This is a genomic window from Rhodococcus sp. ACPA4 (assembly GCF_002300185.1).
Taxonomy (GTDB): Bacteria; Actinomycetota; Actinomycetes; order Mycobacteriales; family Mycobacteriaceae; genus Rhodococcus_F; species Rhodococcus_F globerula.
Genome location: NZ_NSDY01000002.1, coordinates 1,235,803 through 1,253,999, shown reverse-complemented (window position 1 = coordinate 1,253,999; position 18,197 = coordinate 1,235,803). Strand labels below are relative to the sequence as shown.

Genomic DNA, 18,197 nt, shown 5'->3' with positions numbered 1-18,197 from the left:
TCCGGCTCACGGCCGGCTACTTACCTCGACCTTACCGCGCCCTCGCTTCAACACCTAAGGTGCGGGCCGCTCGTTCCCAGAGGTCAGAAGTGCGATGTCGCCGTACAGCGCCGCACGGTGGGCGAACATCAACTCCTCGACACCGTCGAATTGATCCCCGACATAGTGCGTGTTGGCTGCCGACAACTCCCGCGATCCGGACCGCGCGAGCAGGTCGTCGATGCGGCTGTCCAAGCTCGCGGCATGTGCAACCGCGCGCTGCGAACTCAGCTGATCTTCGGCCCGGGAGACCAGGTCACCGATCCGCGCCAATGCCGCAACTCGCTCGACCAACTGATCCCACACTGCGCCGAGGGCCCGTATTCGCGAGTCGATCGACGCTCGGGTTGCCTCGGCGCGCGCAAGGCCAGCGGCCTCGTCGAGTTCGGCGAGAATCGACCGCAACGCAACCGTATCCACGGATATCTGGGTGATCTCGTCGGCAAGGTCAAGTTGATTGCGTTGGACGACAAAATGATCGGAATGCCAGGCATTCGATGACTCGATGCGGTCGTACACGTTGCCGGCCAGATAGAGCAGCGCGTCATATTTCCCGGCCAGGCCGCCGTCGTCGTGTGGCGCCAAGCCGTCGAGCACCTCGGCCACACGACGGCCGGCGTCGGCGAGGACTCCGGAACCCTCGATACTTGCCAACCGTCCGGCGAGTTTGTCGAGTGCCGCGCTCCCGCTACCGGCAACGGAGCCCAGTCCAGTAGTCGACTTCGCCGGAACCGGCGTACGAGTGAGTCCGACGAACAGGGCTTCGCGCTGCTCCACGTCGAGATGTAATCCGTCACGCCGATCCTTGCGAATAGCGCGGACGCTGCTGGCAAAATGGCGATTGGACCGAACGACCGCCGAGCGCGCGGTGTTGACGCGTTTCTCCAGGGCCTGCACACGTCGTTCCAGAACAACCTGCACCGGACCGATTCGGGCAGCGCTCAGCCGTCGACATGTTCGCGTGTACTCGTCCGTCAGGTACCTCAGTTCGGACCAACCACCGATATCCGGGAACGACCGTCCGACCGCGCGGCGATCGGCCATGATCGCCCTGGTCTCGTCGTCGACGTAGCCACCGGCCAACAACAGCGCGACTTCGGTGGACAACTCAGGGCGATTCGATTCGACGATTCCTGCTTCACACCAGGTTCGAACATGGCTGGAAATCAGGGCACGACGTTCGGCAACCGACACATCTGCACCACTGTTAACTTCCGCCCCACTGGTTCCATCACCCACCGTGACGCCGTGAATTTCTGCCATGTCAAGCCTCCCAGGTGCCGCTGTCCACTCTCCCAGAATCTCGACATCCGCGCCGATACCCCGAGTGAAAGTCGACACACCCCTGCCTTACCGTAGGCAAGTGATCTCGCTGCGAACCGACAGAACGGCAGAGCGTCCGACGCTCCCCGCGTCGGCGATCACGCACATGACGTCACTGCTCGAGACACGGTCACCGTCATTACCCGAGTGGTTCGAGGTTGCCGAAACCTACCGATACGTTGCCCCCGCACCAACTGTTCCCGCGCTCATGGAAGCGGCGCGCACCCACCTCGAACATCGCGAGGCACTCCTTCGGCTCGCCGGCCCGCGCGGACAGTATCTTGCAGACCACAATCCTGCTTGGGCGCAATTGCGTCGGGTCGGGTCACGTCGCGACGAACTGTGGCTCTCACCCGACCCGGACGACCGCCTTGCCTGGTTCGACTACATCCGAACAGTTGACCCCGCACTCGCAACGGAAGAACTCGACATCGCGTGGGACAACGAACCCGCAGATTTACGGCGTGAGTTCCTGAGCCGGTTGAGCGTCGGCCTGGGCGAGCACGACTACGACATTCTCGAACGCGGACTCGACGATCTGTCGCCGCCGGTCCGTGAGCGTTCGATCCAACTGCTCCGCCAACTTCCCGAGTCCCCGTTTGCCGAACGTATGGCTACCCGGGCTCACACCTGGGTGCGGCTCGAGACCAAACCCCTACGGCCTCGCCTCGTCATTCGGCTGCCCGGTTCACTCGACGACAAAGCCCCACGCGACGGTATCGAAGATGTCGGGGCCCAGTACAAGGGAATCGGCAAATGGTGGCTGCGACAAGTGGTCACGGCTACTCCCTTGGCATTATGGGAAGCGATGATCGGTTCACCACACGACGTTCTTCGCATTCCCATCGAGAAACAATGGCACGAAGTGATGACCGAATCGTGGACCGCCGCAACAGTTCTGCAGAAGAACCCGGCCTGGGCATCGGCTTTACTCGAGCGGGACGGCCGAAACACCGACCGCCGCGTCGTCGCAATTGCACATCCCCGCGAACGGATCGCGTACATCCTTGCCGGCCATGCCGACAGCTACCTTCTCGGCGTCGACGGCAGTGCCCTGCTGGACGGCATCGACCGCCCCTGGCCTCTGGCGATTGCCCACAAACTTGTCAGCGCCCTCGAATGCGAAGCCGCCAAACACGCTGCCTCCGGCGAAGAACTGGGCATCCACTCTCGCCACAGCCATTACTCGACGCTGCGAAGCGCGCAAGCCAGGTTCCCCCTCGAGGCCGGTGCACTACTGCTGGACGCGGCCGAGCGCACTGCGTCCACCGACTGGCAACGGGCGTTCACCGAGACCGCCGCACACATCGAAGCGCGCCGAATCCGGTTGGACGTGCTCCGGGCCGGACAGTGACAAAATCGGGGCCGCACCCCGCGACTGCGGAATGCGACCCCGATCAGCTCTCGTGAAAGATCAGACCGCAGTGACCATTTCATGGTCGGCAACGCCCACAGCCAACACACGCAAGTGATCCTCGGTGCTGCCGAGAGTGTGTTCGATGGCAACAAGCCTGCTGACGTAATGACCCACCGGATACTCCGCCGTCATACCGATGCCGCCGTGCATCTGAATTGCTTCCTGACCGATCAGCCGCGCCGATCGCCCGATCTGCAACTTGACCCGAGACGCGATGACCGGATCGACCACACCGTCGGCCAGCGACATAGTCGCGTACAAACTCATGCTGCGCGCCAACTCGAGTGACACGTACAGGTCTGCTGCGCGATGCGTCAGCGTCTGGAACTTGGCCAGCGGAACCCCGAACTGCTTGCGGGTCTTGAGGTATTCGGTGGTCAGGCGCAGTGCCTCTTCCATCGCCCCGACAGCCTCGGCACACAAGGCGGCCTGCTCACGGATCTGAGCGGCCTGGATCAGAGCCGAAGCGTCGCCGCCCTCACCGAGCGCCTCGGCGGGAGTATCGGTGAACTCGACCTGCGCACCACGCAAACCGTCGTGAGTTGCGTACGACTTGCGCTCCAGACCCGATGCGTCACTCTTGACCAGGAACAGGCCCACTCCGCCGCTCGGCAAGCTCGCGCTCACAACCAGGATGTCCGCAGTCCCACCGTGGCCGACCGGATTCTTGATGCCGGTGATGATCCAGCCGTCACCTGCCGGCGTTGCCGTCGTCGCGCGCTGCGTTGCAGGCCAACGAATTCCAGGTTCCTGATCGGCAAACGCCAGGAACGTGACACCTTCGGCGACTCCAGGAAGGATGGACGATCGCTGCTCGGCGCTGCCGCCTTCGGAGATCAGGCCACCCGGCGTCACGACTGCGTCCAGAACCGGCTCGGGCGCAAGTCTGCGACCGATCTCGGTCATGACGGCACCGATCTCGACGGGACCCGCGTCCATTCCGCCGTCGTCCTCCGAGAACGTCAGACCAAGCAGTCCGACCTCCGCCAACTGCTTCCACACCTGCGGGCTCCACCCAGGGTCTGCATCGGTAGTGGCATTTCGCTTTTCCGCGTCGTAGCTACGTGCGAGAAGATCCTTGGTGGTGTCACGAAGAAGCTTCTGTTCGTCATTGAGTTCGAAGTCCATGCCACGCCTCACAATCCGAGGATCGAGGAGGCGATGATGCTGCGCTGCACTTCGCTCGATCCGCTGTAGATGGATACCTTGCGGTAGTTCAGGTAAGCCGGGGCCGAGTGCTGTGCCCAGCCCGCCGACGCGATGTCGGTGCCAGCGTCGAACGGCAGCGAATCGGGGCCGGCGACGTCCATCAGCAACTCGGTGCTGGCCTGCTGCAATTCGGAGCCACGCAACTTCAGCAAGGAGGAAGCCGGGTTCGGCTTACCGTCCGCGGACCCTGCGACAACACGCAGTTGGGTGAGCTCCAGCGCAAGCAACTCGTTTTCGAGCTCGGCCAGACGCGCGGCGAACAAGGGGTCTTCGAGAAGCGTCCCGTTCCCGACCTTGACTTCGGCTGCACGCGCTTTTGCCTGAGCCACACGAACTTTGGAGAAACCGACGCGGGTGACACCGGTGCGCTCGTTGCCGAGCAGGAACTTGGCGTAGCCCCAGCCCTGATTCTCCTCGCCGACCAGATTCTCGCCCGGAACGCGGACGTCCTCGAAAAAGACCTCGTTGACCTCGTAGCCACCGTCGATCAGTTTGATCGGACGGACCGTCACACCCGGCGTCTTCAGATCGACCAGGATGAACGAGATTCCCGCTTGCCGCTTGGGCGCATCGGGATTGGTGCGAACGAGGCAGAAGATCCAGTCTGCGTGCTGACCGAGCGTGGTCCAGGTTTTCTGGCCGTTGATCACCCAGTCGTTACCGTCACGGACAGCGCGGGTCTTGAGCGACGCGAGATCGGAACCTGCCTCTGGCTCCGAAAATCCTTGGCACCACCAGATATCGAGGTTGGCCGTCGCGGGGAGGAACTTCTCTTTCTGTTCCTGCGAACCGAAAGCCGCGATGACCGGTCCGACCATGTTCGCGTTGAACGCAAGTGGCTCCGGAACAGACGCCAACTGCAGCTCGTCGAGCCAGATGTTGTGCTGAACCGGAGTCCAATCCTTTCCGCCCCACTCGACCGGCCAGTGCGGCACGGCCAGGCCGTGGGCGTTGAGGATTTGCTGCGACTCGACCATCCGGTCGCGCCCCAGCTCTTCCCCGTGGGCGTACGCGTTCCTGGTCGATTCAGGAATCTGTGTGCGGAAGAAAGTCCGCATTTCGTCCCGGAACGCCAGTTCCTCGTCGGTCAACGCCAGATTCATCGTGATTCCTTCGCACTCGAAACCGGATTCATGTTCGACTCGACCGTACCCCGATCGCTCACGACAAGGCTAGGACACCCGGAGAAAAGGCGGACCGAATCCGACTACACGGTTTTCAAAACCAAAAGGAACCCACCACCAGCTGGGTCGATGCTCGTTTCGACGTTCAGATCCGGAGCCAATCGCGAGAGCCGATCGAGCAACCACTCCGACGCGTCCTGGGCGTCGTCCTTGCCGGGGCAACGTGCAACCGCGACCCGGCCGCCTTTACGTTCGAGTTGCTCCACAACACCGATGATCGGCGCGGGATCAACCACGAACAACCGATCCGGCCACGCCACAACAGGTTTGACAGCACCCTTCTTGGTGTTGCACGCGCGGTGTGCGAGTCGCTCCACACCGCCCTTGGACTTGCCGCCCTTCTTGGCGGTGTTGATGCTGTCGACACTCGGGCCACGCGGATCGTTCACCGACATATCGGGGTCGACGGGCTCGTCACACAGCCAGCAGCGCCAGGATTCACGATCGCCGACTTCTTGAAGAGTAATCATGGGTAGCAACGCTACCCGTGCGCACTTTTGGCAGCGTGAACAGCCAAAAGTGCGCACGTGCGGCTCCGCCGCCTAGAGGTCTGCGATAGCCTCCAGCGGCTTCGTCTTGGCCGCTCGATTGGCCGGCCACAGTGCCGCGAGCACACCGACGATGCCGGAACCGACCAGCATCAACGCAACCTGACCCCACGGAATCGTGATCTCGCCCAGGCCCTGATCCCGGAGCGTGCTGACGAATCCCCAACCGAATCCGATGCCGAGCACCACACCGACGGCCGCACCGTAGACCGCGATGAGAACGGATTCGAGGTAGATCGTGCGCCGCATCTGAGCCCGCTGCATACCAACCGCCCGCAGCATGCCGATCTCTCGACGGCGTTCCACAACCGAAAGAGCCAAGGTGTTGATGATGCCCAGAATCGCGATCACCACCGCCAGCGCCAGGAGTCCGTACAAAATCGCAAGCAACGTATTGATCTGCTGCCCTTGGGTTCCCTTGAACTCCTCACGATCCTGAACCTGGACAACCACGTACTTTTCCGTGGCCTGCTCGAGTTCGCCGCGCAAGGCCGTCACATCGGCACCCGGCTTCGCTTTCACGAGAACCGCAAAATCAGGCAGGCTGGTTACCGGCATCAAGGCCTGATACGCCTCGTCCGAGACGATCCACGAACCGATCAACTGGTTATCCTCGAACACTCCTGCAACAACAACCGGGTACTGGGTCCCGTCCGCGCCGACCAATGTCTGCGTCGATCCGACTGTCCAGCCGTTGTCGGTCGACGTGGTCTGCGAGACCATCATGTTGTTTCCGGACAGGTCGGCAGTTCCGTCGACGATGTTGTAGTCGAGCACCCCGTCGATCGGACCGTCCAACGACGCACCCTGCTCGTCCTGTCCGTTCACGGTCGCCCGAACCCCGTGCAGCGACGTTGCACTCTGCACATCCGGGAGCGCGCGCACTGCGTCGGCTGCGCCTCGCGGCACGCCCACCGCATTGGGACCCGTCAGGATGTAATCCGCGGTCACGCCAACGTCGATCAGCGCATTGATACTCGCCTTGGCCGAAGAACCGAACACCCCGATGACCGTCACCAGCATCAAGCCCAAGGTCAGGGCAAAGGCCGTGGCCGCGGTACGACGAGGATTGCGGACCGCATTGGTACGCGCCAGACGGCCCACCGAGCCGAACGGTTTCGCGAAGACAACACCGAGCGCACCCACGATGGGCTGCGACAGCGCAGGAGAACCGAGCAGAACTGCGATGATCAGCGCAAAGGCTCCGCCGCCGACGGTCAGCGCCGCACCCTGACCGGTGCCCCTCGAACCGACAACCACCAGGACGACGCCGAGAACACCGAGAATTGCGCCGATCAGCGTCCGGACACGGAGCGAGTCACCGGTAGAAGCGAACTCCTCGCGCATCGCGGCAACCGGCGGAACCTTGGACGCCCGCCGCGCAGGCGCATAGGCACTGAGCGTCGTCACGACAACGCCGACAACCAACGCGACAACAACCGTCCGTGGGCTGACCTGCAGCGAGCCCTCCGGCAATCCGACGTCGAAGGCATTGAGCAACCCGCGCAACCCGTAGGCCAGTCCGATACCGGCCAGCAATCCGATGACGCTGCCGATCAATCCGACGATCAGCGCTTCGGTGACGACGGATCGGCCGACCTGAGCCCGGCTCGCACCCACGGCACGCAACAGTGCCAATTCACGCAGCCGCTGCGCCACGATCATCGAGAAGGTGTTGTAGATGATGAACGTGCCGACCAAGAGAGCAATAGCGCCGAACGCCAGCAGGAAGTAGTTGATGAAGCTGAGCGCGGTATCGACCTCGGCCTTGGTCTCCTCACGGACCTCGTCTCCGGTCTGCACCTGCAAGTCCGGGAAGACCTGCTCCACCCGTTGCTGCATCTCGGTCTGCGACAGACCGGTACCGGCTACGTCGATGTAGTCGACATGCTTACCGTCCGTGAACAGGCTGCGTGCCTGCTCGTCGGTGAACAACGCTCCGATGAAACCTCCGGTGTCACTACCGGACCCCTCGTAGATACCTGTCACCGTGACATCGACGATTCCTCTTGCCGGCACCAGTATCCGAGCCTGGTCGCCGACCGACAAACCCGCCTTCTCCATCGCACTCGCATTCAATGCGATATCCCCGGCAGCCTCAGGTGGGCCACCTTCCGAGTACGGATCGGGCGGTGTGATCGCCCGCTCTGCCGGCAGGTACGACGTACCGATGCTCGGAGCGCCGCCTGTTTGCACGGCACCACCGTCTGCGTTGATCAGAACGATCTGTCCACTCACCGCAGGTGCCACGGCACGAACTCCGTCGATGGCTGCCAGCTTGTCGACATCCTCGATCGGAACGCCACTGGTGTTGCGATCCGGCATCGACACCCGGACGTCGACGCCCTGAGCGGTGTTCTCGAAAATCGAGTCGAACGTCTTCTGCAACGTATCCGTGAACACAAACGACCCGGCGACAAACGCCGTACCAAGCACCACCGACAACACGGTGAGCGCCAACCGCACCTTGTGCGCCGCCAGGTTACGCAACGACACCTTGCGCATCGGCGAATTGGTTATCGAAGCCATATCGTCAAGCTCCGGCTTCTACGTTGACCGGAACCTGCGGAGCATCCAGACGCTTCATCCGATCCAGAACGGAATCGGCCGTCGGCTCACGCAGTTCGTCGACAATCTTGCCGTCCGCCAGAAATACGACGCGATCCGCATACGCAGCAGCGCGCGGATCATGCGTCACGATCACCACGGTCTGACCGAACTCGTCCACCGCGGACCGCAGAATCGACAGAACCTCACCGGAGGAACGCGAATCGAGATTGCCCGTTGGCTCATCCCCGAAAATGATCTCGGGCTGACCGGCCAGAGCCCTCGCGCACGCAACACGCTGTTGCTGCCCACCCGACAACTCACCCGGCCGGTGATCCAGGCGGTCCTTCAAACCGAGCTTCGTCAGTACATTGTCCAACCACGCCGGATCGGCCTTGCGCCCCGCGATATCGAGCGGCAACGTGATGTTCTCGAGTGCCGTCAGCGTCGGCACCAGATTGAACGCCTGAAAAACGAATCCGATGCGGTCGCGTCGTAGCGCCGTCATCTGTTTGTCCGACAGTCCGGTCAATTCGGTGTCACCGATGAGCACCGAACCGGAACTCGCCGAATCCAGACCGGCCAGGCAATGCATCAGCGTCGACTTCCCCGAACCCGACGGGCCCATGATCGCCGTGAACTCACCCCGAGCAAAATCGGCGGATACAGCGCTGAGTGCATGCACCTGGGTATCCCCGGTGCCGTACGTCTTGGACAGGCCGACAGCGCGGGCCGCGACATCTTGGGCGTGCGAACTCATGATCGCCTTTCGTCTTCACTTCGGTGGGTCTTCGTCGGTGGAACTTCTTCGATGGAACTTCTTCGATGGATCGAGCACCCCACAGCACGCGGGCGCCAACTGGCACTGCTCCATCCTGTCGTCTACTCGGCGCCACCGCTATCAGGGACCACCCTGATTTCCACAGGGACTCCCCTGAGTTGTCAACGGAAAACACACATGCGGACGCCAACCGCCCACTAGCCTTGTGACACACATCACTCGAGAAAGGTGGTCCGATGTCCGACGCCGCCACTGCAATCATCTTCGATCAACTCGAACACTGGGCGAGCGTCAAACCCGAAGAACCGGCCGTGACGTTCCAGGAAACCACCTATACGTGGGCGCAGTGGCACGGTCGCATCCTGCGCATCGCGGGCGCACTCGCCGAATCCGGGATCGGACCGGGAGACACCGTCGCCTTCCTGGACAAGAACCATCTCTCCTGTCTCGAAATCACTTATGCCGCTTCACTACTCGGGGCCGCAAATGCCATTCCGAACTGGCGGCTCGCCGGCGAGGAACTCGACTACATCCTTGGCGACTGCGGGGCACGCATCCTATTTGTCGGTAACGAACTCCTCCCTCAGGTCGTTGCCATGCGCGATCGCCTCACCGCCGTCGAACTGATCATCGCCGTCGGTAGCGAGAACGACGAATTCGAACCGTGGCTCGACGAAGCCCCGCCGTTGGCAGCTCGTCCCGTAGTCACCGCCGACAGCACAGCCCTGATCCTCTACAGCTCCGGAACGACCGGACGCCCCAAGGGAGTTCAACTCACCCACCGAAACCTGTTCGCGCACAGCAACAATGTCCTCGAACTCCTACCGAAACACGATGACGACATATTCCTGGTCGCCATGCCGATGTTCCACGTCGGAGGAACCTGCTACGCCATCATGGCAATTCACGCAGGCGGACGCTGTTATTTCACCCGCGAAGCTGACGGACCGTCGATCTTCGCCGGCCTCGCCGCAGGCGCAAACATCGCATTCCTGGTGCCACCCGTGATCGCCGGTGTCCTGGCAGCAGGCGATCAGGCCGTCGCCGCCTTCCGCGCCTTCAAACGCATCACCTACGGCGCAGCCCCTATGCCTCTGCCTTTGCTGCGAGGAGCGCTGGCGGCCTGGCCGGACACCGAGTTCGTCCAGGTCTACGGCATGACCGAAATGGCCGGTGTTGTCACCGCTCTCATGCCTGACGTCCACCGCGACGAATCGCAAGTCGAACGCATGGCATCGGCGGGCACCGCCATTCCGGGGGTCGAGATGCGCATCGTCGATCCCGTCACTCTCGAGGACACCCCCGCCGGAACCGTCGGAGAACTCTGGTGGCGATCGGAGCAATGCACGCCGGGATATCTCAACAAGCCCGAAGCCACTGCTGAAACAATCACACCGGACGGTTGGCTGCGCAGCGGCGACATGGGCCGCGCCGATTCCGAGGGATTTGTCTTCATCGAAGATCGCCTCAAAGACATGATCATCACCGGCGGAGAGAACGTCTACTCACCCGAAATCGAACGAGTCCTCGTCGAGCACCCCGCCGTCGCCGAAGTCGCCGTAATCGGCGTACCGGACAACCGGTGGGGCGAAACCGTCAAAGCCGTGGTCGTCCTGCATGCCGACACCCAGATCGCCGAAGCCGAACTGATCACGTACACCCAGGGGCGTCTCGCAAAGTTCAAGTGCCCCACCAGTATCGATATTGTCGAGATACTCCCGAGGAATCCGACGGGCAAGATCCTCAAACGAGATCTTCGTAAGCCGTACTGGGACAACCACGAAAGCAAGCTGGTCTGAGCTCGCGTGCTGTAATGGGGTGGTGACCTCACGCCGCCCCATTACCGCCCAACTCTGCCCGTGTGGCACCGGCAATTCCGTCGCCGACTGCTGCGGCAAATATCTCGAGGGTGGTGCGTCCGCACCGACCGCTGAAACTCTCATGCGCTCGAGGTACACGGCATTTGCCCTCATGGACACCGACTATCTGAAACGGACCTGGCATCCCGATCACCGTCCCGCCACATTGGATCTGGACCCGCACCAGCGTTGGACCGGGCTCGAGATTCTTTCCACCGAGCGCGGAAGCCTGTTCGATTCCGACGGCACAGTCGAATTCCGCGCCCACTACTCCTACGGGACCGAACGCGGAAACCTCCACGAGCGCAGCAGATTTGCTCGAATCGACGGCCGCTGGCTCTACGTCGACGGCGATATCGGTTAGGTAACTCCGCGCACGCCGTCGCAGAGCCACGGACTGAGAGTCCTACGATCGAACCATGACAACGAACCGGACTAAATCAGTTGCCGCCATCGCTGCCATCATCGTGGGGGCCGGCCTGACCGCGTGCTCACAGACCGCAGAGACCACACCGACCGCCGTCACCACCTCGGTCTCCGCGACCACGAGCGCCGCAGCCGCAGAACCCGCGCCAACCGACAGCTCGGACAAAACCGCCGCAGCCGTCGCAGAATCGAAGCTGACCGTCACCGACGTCCGGATCGGCTCGCACGAGAACTTCGACCGCGTCGTGTACGAGATGGGTGGAACCGGAACCCCCGGATGGCGCGTCAAGTACGTCGACGCGGCTGTTCAGGAAGGCAGCGGCAAGCCCATGGAGATTGCCGGCGGCGCAATAATCCAGGTGCTGATCGACGGTTCCGCCTACCCGTTCGACAGCGGCGTGGAACAGTACTCCGGCCCGAACCCCGTCCCCGGAATCGCTGGTGGAGTTGTCACCGAAGTCAACGGGTCGTCGGTCTTCGAAGGTGTCACACAGTCGTTCGTCGGCGTAACGGAAAAGCAGCCATTCTCGGTGACGCTGCTGACGAACCCCACGCGTGTGGTGGTAGACGTAGCCAAGTAGTGGGCTTGACCTCAAGCACACTCGAGGTTTTACCTTCGTGTCGTACCGGCCGCGTAATCTTCGTGGCCGGCGACCGAAGGGCCTGACACATGAGTATGGAAGTCACCGCGTGGAACGCGATGTACAACGCGATGCACGCGCAAGACGACAAGCGGCCTTTTTCGAAGGCGACGCTGAAAAGAATCGCGACGTTCGCGATTCCGCAGAAACGCAACCTCAGCTGGTACCTCCTTCTGAGCGTGGTGACGGCGGCACTCGCCGTCGCAACACCGGTCCTGGCAGGCCGGGTGGTCAACGCGATAGTCGGCGGCGACGCCGTCAAGGTTGTGGTCATCCTGGCGGTGTTGATTGCGATTGTGGCGATTCTCGAAGCCGCACTCGGACTGCTGACGCGCTGGCTCTCCGCAAGTATCGGTGAAGACCTGATCTTGCTCCTGCGGACCACGGTGTTCGACCACGTCCAGAAAATGCCTATCGCGTTCTTCACCCGCACGCGCACGGGAGCTTTGGTCAGCCGCCTCAACAACGACGTCATCGGCGCCCAACGCGCGTTCAGTGACACCCTGTCCGGAGTGGTCAGCAATCTGGTCACGCTGGTGATCACGCTGATCGTCATGCTCGGCATCTCCTGGCAGATCACCGTCCTCGCACTACTGCTCCTGCCGATCTTCGTGATTCCGGCCAGGCGCATGGGTGCCCGGCTGGCGGCTCTCAATCGTGAAGCCGCCAACCATAATTCGGTGATGAGCACCCAGATGACCGAGCGTTTCTCGGCGCCGGGCGCAACGCTGGTCAAACTGTTCGGACGCCCGACACAAGAGTCGGTCGAGTTCGCGGTGCGTGCCCGACGCGTGCGCAACATCGGCGTGCGGACGGCCATGCTTCAGTCCGTTTTCGTCACGGCCCTGACGCTCGTCTCAGCCTTGGCTCTAGCCCTCGTCTACGGCCTCGGCGGCTACTACGCCTTGCGCGGGCAGTTGGACGCCGGTGCCGTTGTCTCGATGGCGTTGCTGCTGACTCGGCTGTACTCCCCGCTGACGGCTCTCGCGAGCGCCCGAATGGACGTCATGAGCGCCCTCGTCAGTTTCGAGCGAGTCTTCGAAATACTCGATCTCGCGCCGTTGATCACCGAGAAGCCCAACGCTGTCGCTGTACCGGACGGGCCCGTGTCCGTCGAGTTCAAGAACGTGAAGTTCGCATATCCGTCGGCGGACAAAGTGTCCCTCGCATCGCTCGAAGAAGTGGCGATTCTCGACAGCCGCGGCGGCGAGAACGTACTCCATGAACTGTCCTTCCGCACCGAAGCCGGCCAGATGGTTGCGCTCGTCGGAACATCCGGTGCCGGTAAATCCACCATCGCCCAAATGATTCCGCGCCTCTACGACGTGGATTCGGGTTCCGTCGAACTTGCCGGCGTCGACGTCCGCGACCTCAGCGCCGATTCCATTCGCGAAACCGTCGGTATGGTCACCCAGGACGGACACCTGTTCCACGAGAGTCTCCGGTCCAACCTGCTACTCGCACGACCTGGTGCATCCGAGACCGAACTCCGCGAGGTCCTCGAGCGAGCGCGCCTCACCGCTCTGGTCGCGTCACTGCCGGAAGGACTCGACACGGTTGTCGGCGAGCGCGGCTATCGACTATCCGGCGGCGAGCGTCAACGCCTGACCATCGCGCGGTTGTTGCTCGCCCAACCTCGCGTTGTCATCCTCGACGAAGCCACCGCCCATCTGGATTCGACCTCCGAAGCTGCGGTTCAGGAAGCACTCGGTGAAGCTCTTGCCGGCCGGACAGCAGTCGTGATCGCGCACCGCCTGTCCACCATTCGCGCGGCCGATCTCATCCTGGTCGTCGAAGCGGGCCGCATCATCGAGCGCGGAACGCACACCGAACTGCTCGCTCACAGCGGTCGGTACGCCGAGCTGTACCGAACCCAATTCAACACCGGCAGTAAAGATTCCCACGATCTCGAGCCCAGCACCCTCTGATACAGAAACAGGCTACAAAAAACAGGCGCTGCTCCCCTTGAACGGGGAGCAGCGCCTGTTAGTTTTCGAGAAGAAGATCAGCTGTCGTAGCGATCGCGTCCGCCACCCCGACTGTCGCGTCCACCACGGTCGTCACGACCACCGCGGCCGCTCGGGCGTCCCTGCGGCGGGCCGAAGTCAGGCTGCAACTGGATCAGGACGCCGGAGATACGCGTCCGTCGCAGAGCCTCGAGGGTCTCGTTGGACAGATCTGCCGGCAACTCCACGATGGAGTGATCGGGACGAATGCTGATGTGTCCGAAGTCGCTGCGACGCAAGCCGCCCTCGTTGGCGATGGCACCGACGATGGCACCCGGCACTACGCGATGACGCTTACCGACCGCGATGCGGTACGCCGCCAACTCCTGGCCCTCGGGTCCACGCGAACGCGGAGCCGGACCGTCGTCGAATCGGCGCGGCGGACGCGGTTCGCGCGGCTCACGCTCACGACGCGGCGGTGCCGGCGGCTCGGGAGCGAGCAGGAAGGCGTCGCCGTCACGCGACTGCACTGCCAAGGCGGCAGCGATGTCGATGAGCGGAACATCGTGTTCCTGGTCGTAGTCCTCGATCATCTTGCGGAACAGCGCCAGGTTCTCCGATGCCAGGCTCTCGGTGATGGAGTCACCGAACTTGGAAACACGCTGCGCGTTCACGTCGTCGACGCTGGGCAACTGCATCTCGGCCAGCGGCTGGCGGGTTGCCTTTTCGATGGACTTGAGCAGATGACGCTCACGCGGAGCGACGAACAGCAGCGCGTCACCCTGGCGTCCGGCGCGACCCGTACGGCCGATGCGGTGGACGTATGACTCGGTGTCGTGCGGGATGTCGTAGTTCACGACATGCGAGATGCGGTCGACGTCCAGACCACGCGCAGCGACGTCGGTGGCCACGAGGATGTCGAGTGCACCGTTCTTGAGCTGACCGATGGTCCGCTCACGCTGCGTCTGCACGATGTCACCGTTGATGGCGGCAGCGGAGTGCCCGCGAGCGCGCAGCTTTTCTGCCAGCTCTTCGGTGGCCTGCTTGGTGCGGACGAAGATGATCATCGCCTCGAAGGCCTCGACCTCGAGGACACGGGTCAACGCGTCGAGCTTGCGCTGGTGCGCGACCTGGATGTAGCGCTGCGTGATGTTCGACGCCGTCGAGGTCTTGGACTTGACCGTGATCTCGACCGGGTTGTTCAGGTACTGCTTCGAGATGCGGCGGATGGAACCGGGCATCGTCGCGGAGAACAGGGCAACCTGCTTCTCGCTGGGGGTGTCGCGGAGGATGCGCTCGACGTCCTCCTGGAAACCCATCTTGAGCATCTCGTCGGCCTCGTCGAGAACGAGGTACTTGAGGTTGGTCAGGTCCAGAGTGCCCTTTTCGAGGTGGTCGATGACACGACCGGGCGTACCGACCACAACGTGCGCGCCGCGCCGCAGGCCGGACAGCTGGACACCGTAGCTCTGGCCGCCGTAGATCGGCAGGACGTTGAGGCCGGGGATGTGCGCGGAGTACTTGCCGAATGCCTCGGCAACCTGCAACGCGAGCTCACGTGTCGGAGCCAGCACCAGTGCCTGCGTCTGCTTGATCGACGTGTCGATCCGCGACAGGACGGGAACCGCGAAGGCCGCGGTCTTACCGGTACCGGTCTGGGCAAGTCCGACGACGTCCTTGCCTTCGAGCAGCGGCGGAATGGTGGCAGCCTGGATCGGCGAGGGCGACTCGTAGCCCACGTCAGACAGTGCCTTCAGTACCCGATCATCGATGTCGAGGTCGGCAAATGTTGGGGGTTCGGGGTCACGCTCAATATCACTCATTTGACCAGCAGTTTAGCCGAAGGAGTATAGACACGAGAACCGACCTGCTGAACTATTCCGGTGTATCCGCGTTCACCGGGCGTTTCGCCTAGCGTAAGAACCATGACAGAAGACGCCGCCAACAGCCCCTCTCGGACCGTCGTTGCCGTTGCCCAGTTCGCCCCCGACATGAACAAGGAGGCGAACCTGAAGTCACTGCGCACTCTGGCGTCCGATGCCGCTGGTCAGGGCGCAAAAGTGCTGGTCGCTCCCGAGTACTCGATGTTCACGCCGCCGCGCAGCGACGAGCGCCTGATCGAGTCCGCCGAGGACCTCGGCGGTGACTTCGGAACCGGGCTGTCCGCCATTGCCGCGGAGTTCGGGATCTTCGTCGTCGCCGGAATGAACGAACGTCTGCCCAACGTGAGCAGGATCTCCAACACGCTTGTCGCAATGGACCCGCGCGGCGAATTGGTTGCCACGTATCGCAAGCTTCACCTCTACGACGCGTTCGGCTACCTCGAATCGGCAGTGATCGCGCCTGGCGAGATCGAGGACCCACAGACCTTTCAGTGCGACGGCTTCACCTTCGGTCTCCAGACCTGCTACGACCTCCGGTTCCCCGAAGTCACCCGCAGGATCGTCGACGCCGGCGCTGACGTCCTGCTCCTACCGGCGCAGTGGGTACCCGGGCCGTTGAAGGAAGACCACTGGACCACGCTGATCCGGGCGCGCGCGATCGAGAACACCATGTACATCGCCGCAGCGGATCAAAGCGCCCGCGGCGGCGCCGGTGCCAGCATGATCGTCGACCCCATGGGTGTGGTGCTGTGCTCTCTCGGCGAGCAAGTGGGTGTGGCGACCGCGCAGGTCAGCCGCAGCCGAATCGACGAGGTCCGCGAAAAGAATCCCGCCCTCTCACTGCGTCGGTTCACAGTTACCGAACGGTGACGGGAGAACCGAGTAGCGTCGGAAGTATCGAGGTCACACCTCAATCAGGACAGCTATGGCACAGTACCGAGACCGATTTGCCGCAGGCCGGGCCCTTGCTGCGATGTTCGCCCGGTCGCTGGACGCCGCGCGACTCCACGATCCCGTCGTTCTCGGACTGCCGCGCGGCGGCGTTCCTGTCGCGATCGAGGTCGCGTCGGCGCTGGATGCACCGCTCGACATCCTCGTAGTACGCAAACTCGGCTCCCCCCGAAATCCCGAACTGGCTCTCGGTGCCATCGGCGAAGGTGACACCCGCGTACTCAACCACGACGTGATTGCCGCCGAGCGGGTATCACCGCAAGCGCTGGCGCGGGTCGAAGAGTCCGAGCGAGCAGAACTCGAGCGTCGGGCACACCTCCTCCGGGCCGGCCGCCCGGCAGTTCCGCTCAGCGGGCGAACGGCCGTCATCGTCGACGACGGAATGGCGACGGGAGCGAGTGCCGCTGTGGCGTCGGCATGTGCCAGGGCGCAGGGTGCAACGGGAGTGATCGTTGCCGTCCCCGTCGCATCACCGGAATCGATCCGCCTGCTTGCCGATTCGGCCGACCGCGTCATATGTCCCTTCGTTCCGGCGATACTCGGTGGGGTCGGCGCGGCCTTCGACGACTTCCATCAGCTGACCGACTCCGAGGTCGTTGACCTGCTCGAAGGATGAACTTCTCGACTTTTCAGAAAACTTGTGTGATGTGTGCAACATTTTGCGCCTCGGTGCCGATAGCCCGTGTGGAGCAGAAACGACACAGGCAGTTTTCTGGAGGACATCGTGAGCATCTCGACCGATACCGTCGACGTAGTCGCAGCAGCATGCCGCGACCGATTAGGCGACCCCTCTGCATGGGTGGCTTCCGACGCCTACCGCGCGAGCCTGGCCCTGTGCATCATCGAGTCCGTGCAGTCCAGTTGCGGCCACAGCGAAGTTGCCGTCGTCGACCGGTACCTCGCCTACCGGCAAGCTCGTGAATCCTTACCAGTGACCGACGGCGCACGTGAACTCCTCCGAACCTTCGAGGAAGCGGGCAGTTCCGACCAATGGGCCGGCAAGATCGGCTCGTACAAGCGTCGATACACCGCGACCGGCGTTCCGATCGAGGCACGACACATCCAGCAGGTCGCCGAGCGCTTGCATCACCTGCACATCAACTCTGTCGAAGATCTTCTCGCCGCCGCTGATTCCGATCACTCACTCGACGCCGTCCGGCAAGCGTGGACCGAAGCGTGCGGCGACGACGCGGAAGTCACCTGGGCACATCTGCTGATGCTGGCAGGTATCCCCCACACCGATCTGGGCACCGCCGCCGACACGTTCATCAGCACAACACTCGGCACGACGGAACCTCTGACGGACGCGGCCGAGATACTCGCAGCAACCGCGGAGCAACTGGGAGTGGATTCAGACAGATTGGACTACGCAATCAGGCGCTGGCTGTCGATCCACGGGCGGTCGTTGGAGCGCGCCGCATAAGTAACCCGCAACATCGAGTA

Annotated in this window: 15 protein-coding genes; 8 read left to right on the top strand and 7 right to left on the bottom strand. The window is 62.8% G+C overall.

Going from position 1 to position 18,197, the window contains the following annotated elements; all coding sequences use genetic code 11:
- Positions 1–54: 54 nt before the first annotated feature.
- Positions 55–1,302: a hypothetical protein gene (locus tag CJ178_RS29185; RefSeq protein WP_257013517.1), complete on the bottom strand. Its 1,248-nt coding sequence runs from the start codon at positions 1,300–1,302 to the stop codon at positions 55–57.
- Between the two features lie 100 nt (positions 1,303–1,402).
- Between CJ178_RS29185 and CJ178_RS29180 the strand changes: the two genes are divergently transcribed.
- Positions 1,403–2,716, top strand: a complete 1,314-nt coding sequence (locus CJ178_RS29180; RefSeq protein WP_257013515.1) for a DUF5691 domain-containing protein — start codon at positions 1,403–1,405, stop codon at positions 2,714–2,716.
- Between the two features lie 60 nt (positions 2,717–2,776).
- Here CJ178_RS29180 and CJ178_RS29175 read toward each other — a convergent pair whose 3' ends face one another.
- The 5 genes from CJ178_RS29175 to CJ178_RS29155 all read right to left on the bottom strand — a co-directional run bounded on the left by CJ178_RS29175 (position 2,777) and on the right by CJ178_RS29155 (position 9,027).
- The gene (locus tag CJ178_RS29175) at positions 2,777–3,907 is read right to left on the bottom strand and encodes an acyl-CoA dehydrogenase family protein (protein WP_095888557.1); all 1,131 of its coding nucleotides are present in this window, start codon (positions 3,905–3,907) and stop codon (positions 2,777–2,779) included.
- 8 nt (positions 3,908–3,915) lie between these two features.
- Entirely contained in the window at positions 3,916–5,091 is a 1,176-nt protein-coding gene (locus CJ178_RS29170; protein WP_033236736.1) for an acyl-CoA dehydrogenase family protein, read from the bottom strand.
- Positions 5,092–5,195: 104 nt separating this feature from the next.
- Entirely contained in the window at positions 5,196–5,642 is a 447-nt protein-coding gene (locus CJ178_RS29165; RefSeq protein WP_045069580.1) for a hypothetical protein, read from the bottom strand.
- 72 nt (positions 5,643–5,714) lie between these two features.
- Positions 5,715–8,249, bottom strand: a complete 2,535-nt coding sequence (locus tag CJ178_RS29160; protein WP_033236734.1) for an ABC transporter permease — start codon at positions 8,247–8,249, stop codon at positions 5,715–5,717.
- Between the two features lie 4 nt (positions 8,250–8,253).
- Positions 8,254–9,027, bottom strand: coding sequence for an ABC transporter ATP-binding protein (locus CJ178_RS29155; protein ID WP_033236733.1), 774 nt, complete (start codon positions 9,025–9,027; stop codon positions 8,254–8,256).
- Positions 9,028–9,284: 257 nt separating this feature from the next.
- Here CJ178_RS29155 and CJ178_RS29150 point away from each other — a divergent pair, with 257 nt between their 5' ends.
- From CJ178_RS29150 to CJ178_RS29135, 4 genes are all read left to right on the top strand, one after another.
- Positions 9,285–10,847, top strand: a complete 1,563-nt coding sequence (locus tag CJ178_RS29150) for a long-chain-fatty-acid--CoA ligase (protein ID WP_095888556.1) — start codon at positions 9,285–9,287, stop codon at positions 10,845–10,847.
- A 22-nt stretch (positions 10,848–10,869) separates the two neighbouring features.
- On the top strand, positions 10,870–11,271 hold the full coding sequence (locus tag CJ178_RS29145; protein ID WP_033236749.1) for a YchJ family protein: 402 nt from the start codon (positions 10,870–10,872) through the stop codon (positions 11,269–11,271).
- Between the two features lie 55 nt (positions 11,272–11,326).
- Positions 11,327–11,914: an AMIN-like domain-containing (lipo)protein gene (locus CJ178_RS29140; protein ID WP_033236731.1), complete on the top strand. Its 588-nt coding sequence runs from the start codon at positions 11,327–11,329 to the stop codon at positions 11,912–11,914.
- An 89-nt stretch (positions 11,915–12,003) separates the two neighbouring features.
- Positions 12,004–13,902, top strand: a complete 1,899-nt coding sequence (locus CJ178_RS29135; RefSeq protein WP_033236730.1) for an ABC transporter ATP-binding protein — start codon at positions 12,004–12,006, stop codon at positions 13,900–13,902.
- A 77-nt stretch (positions 13,903–13,979) separates the two neighbouring features.
- Here CJ178_RS29135 and CJ178_RS29130 read toward each other — a convergent pair whose 3' ends face one another.
- Complete coding sequence (locus tag CJ178_RS29130) at positions 13,980–15,743, bottom strand: DEAD/DEAH box helicase (protein WP_033236729.1); 1,764 nt, start codon at positions 15,741–15,743, stop codon at positions 13,980–13,982.
- Between the two features lie 102 nt (positions 15,744–15,845).
- Between CJ178_RS29130 and CJ178_RS29125 the strand changes: the two genes are divergently transcribed.
- From CJ178_RS29125 to CJ178_RS29115, 3 genes are all read left to right on the top strand, one after another.
- Positions 15,846–16,673, top strand: coding sequence for a carbon-nitrogen hydrolase family protein (locus tag CJ178_RS29125; RefSeq protein ID WP_045069573.1), 828 nt, complete (start codon positions 15,846–15,848; stop codon positions 16,671–16,673).
- A 55-nt stretch (positions 16,674–16,728) separates the two neighbouring features.
- Positions 16,729–17,370, top strand: coding sequence for a phosphoribosyltransferase (locus CJ178_RS29120; RefSeq protein WP_045069571.1), 642 nt, complete (start codon positions 16,729–16,731; stop codon positions 17,368–17,370).
- A gap of 108 nt (positions 17,371–17,478) precedes the next feature.
- On the top strand, positions 17,479–18,177 hold the full coding sequence (locus CJ178_RS29115) for a hypothetical protein (protein WP_033236748.1): 699 nt from the start codon (positions 17,479–17,481) through the stop codon (positions 18,175–18,177).
- Positions 18,178–18,197 lie beyond the last annotated feature (20 nt).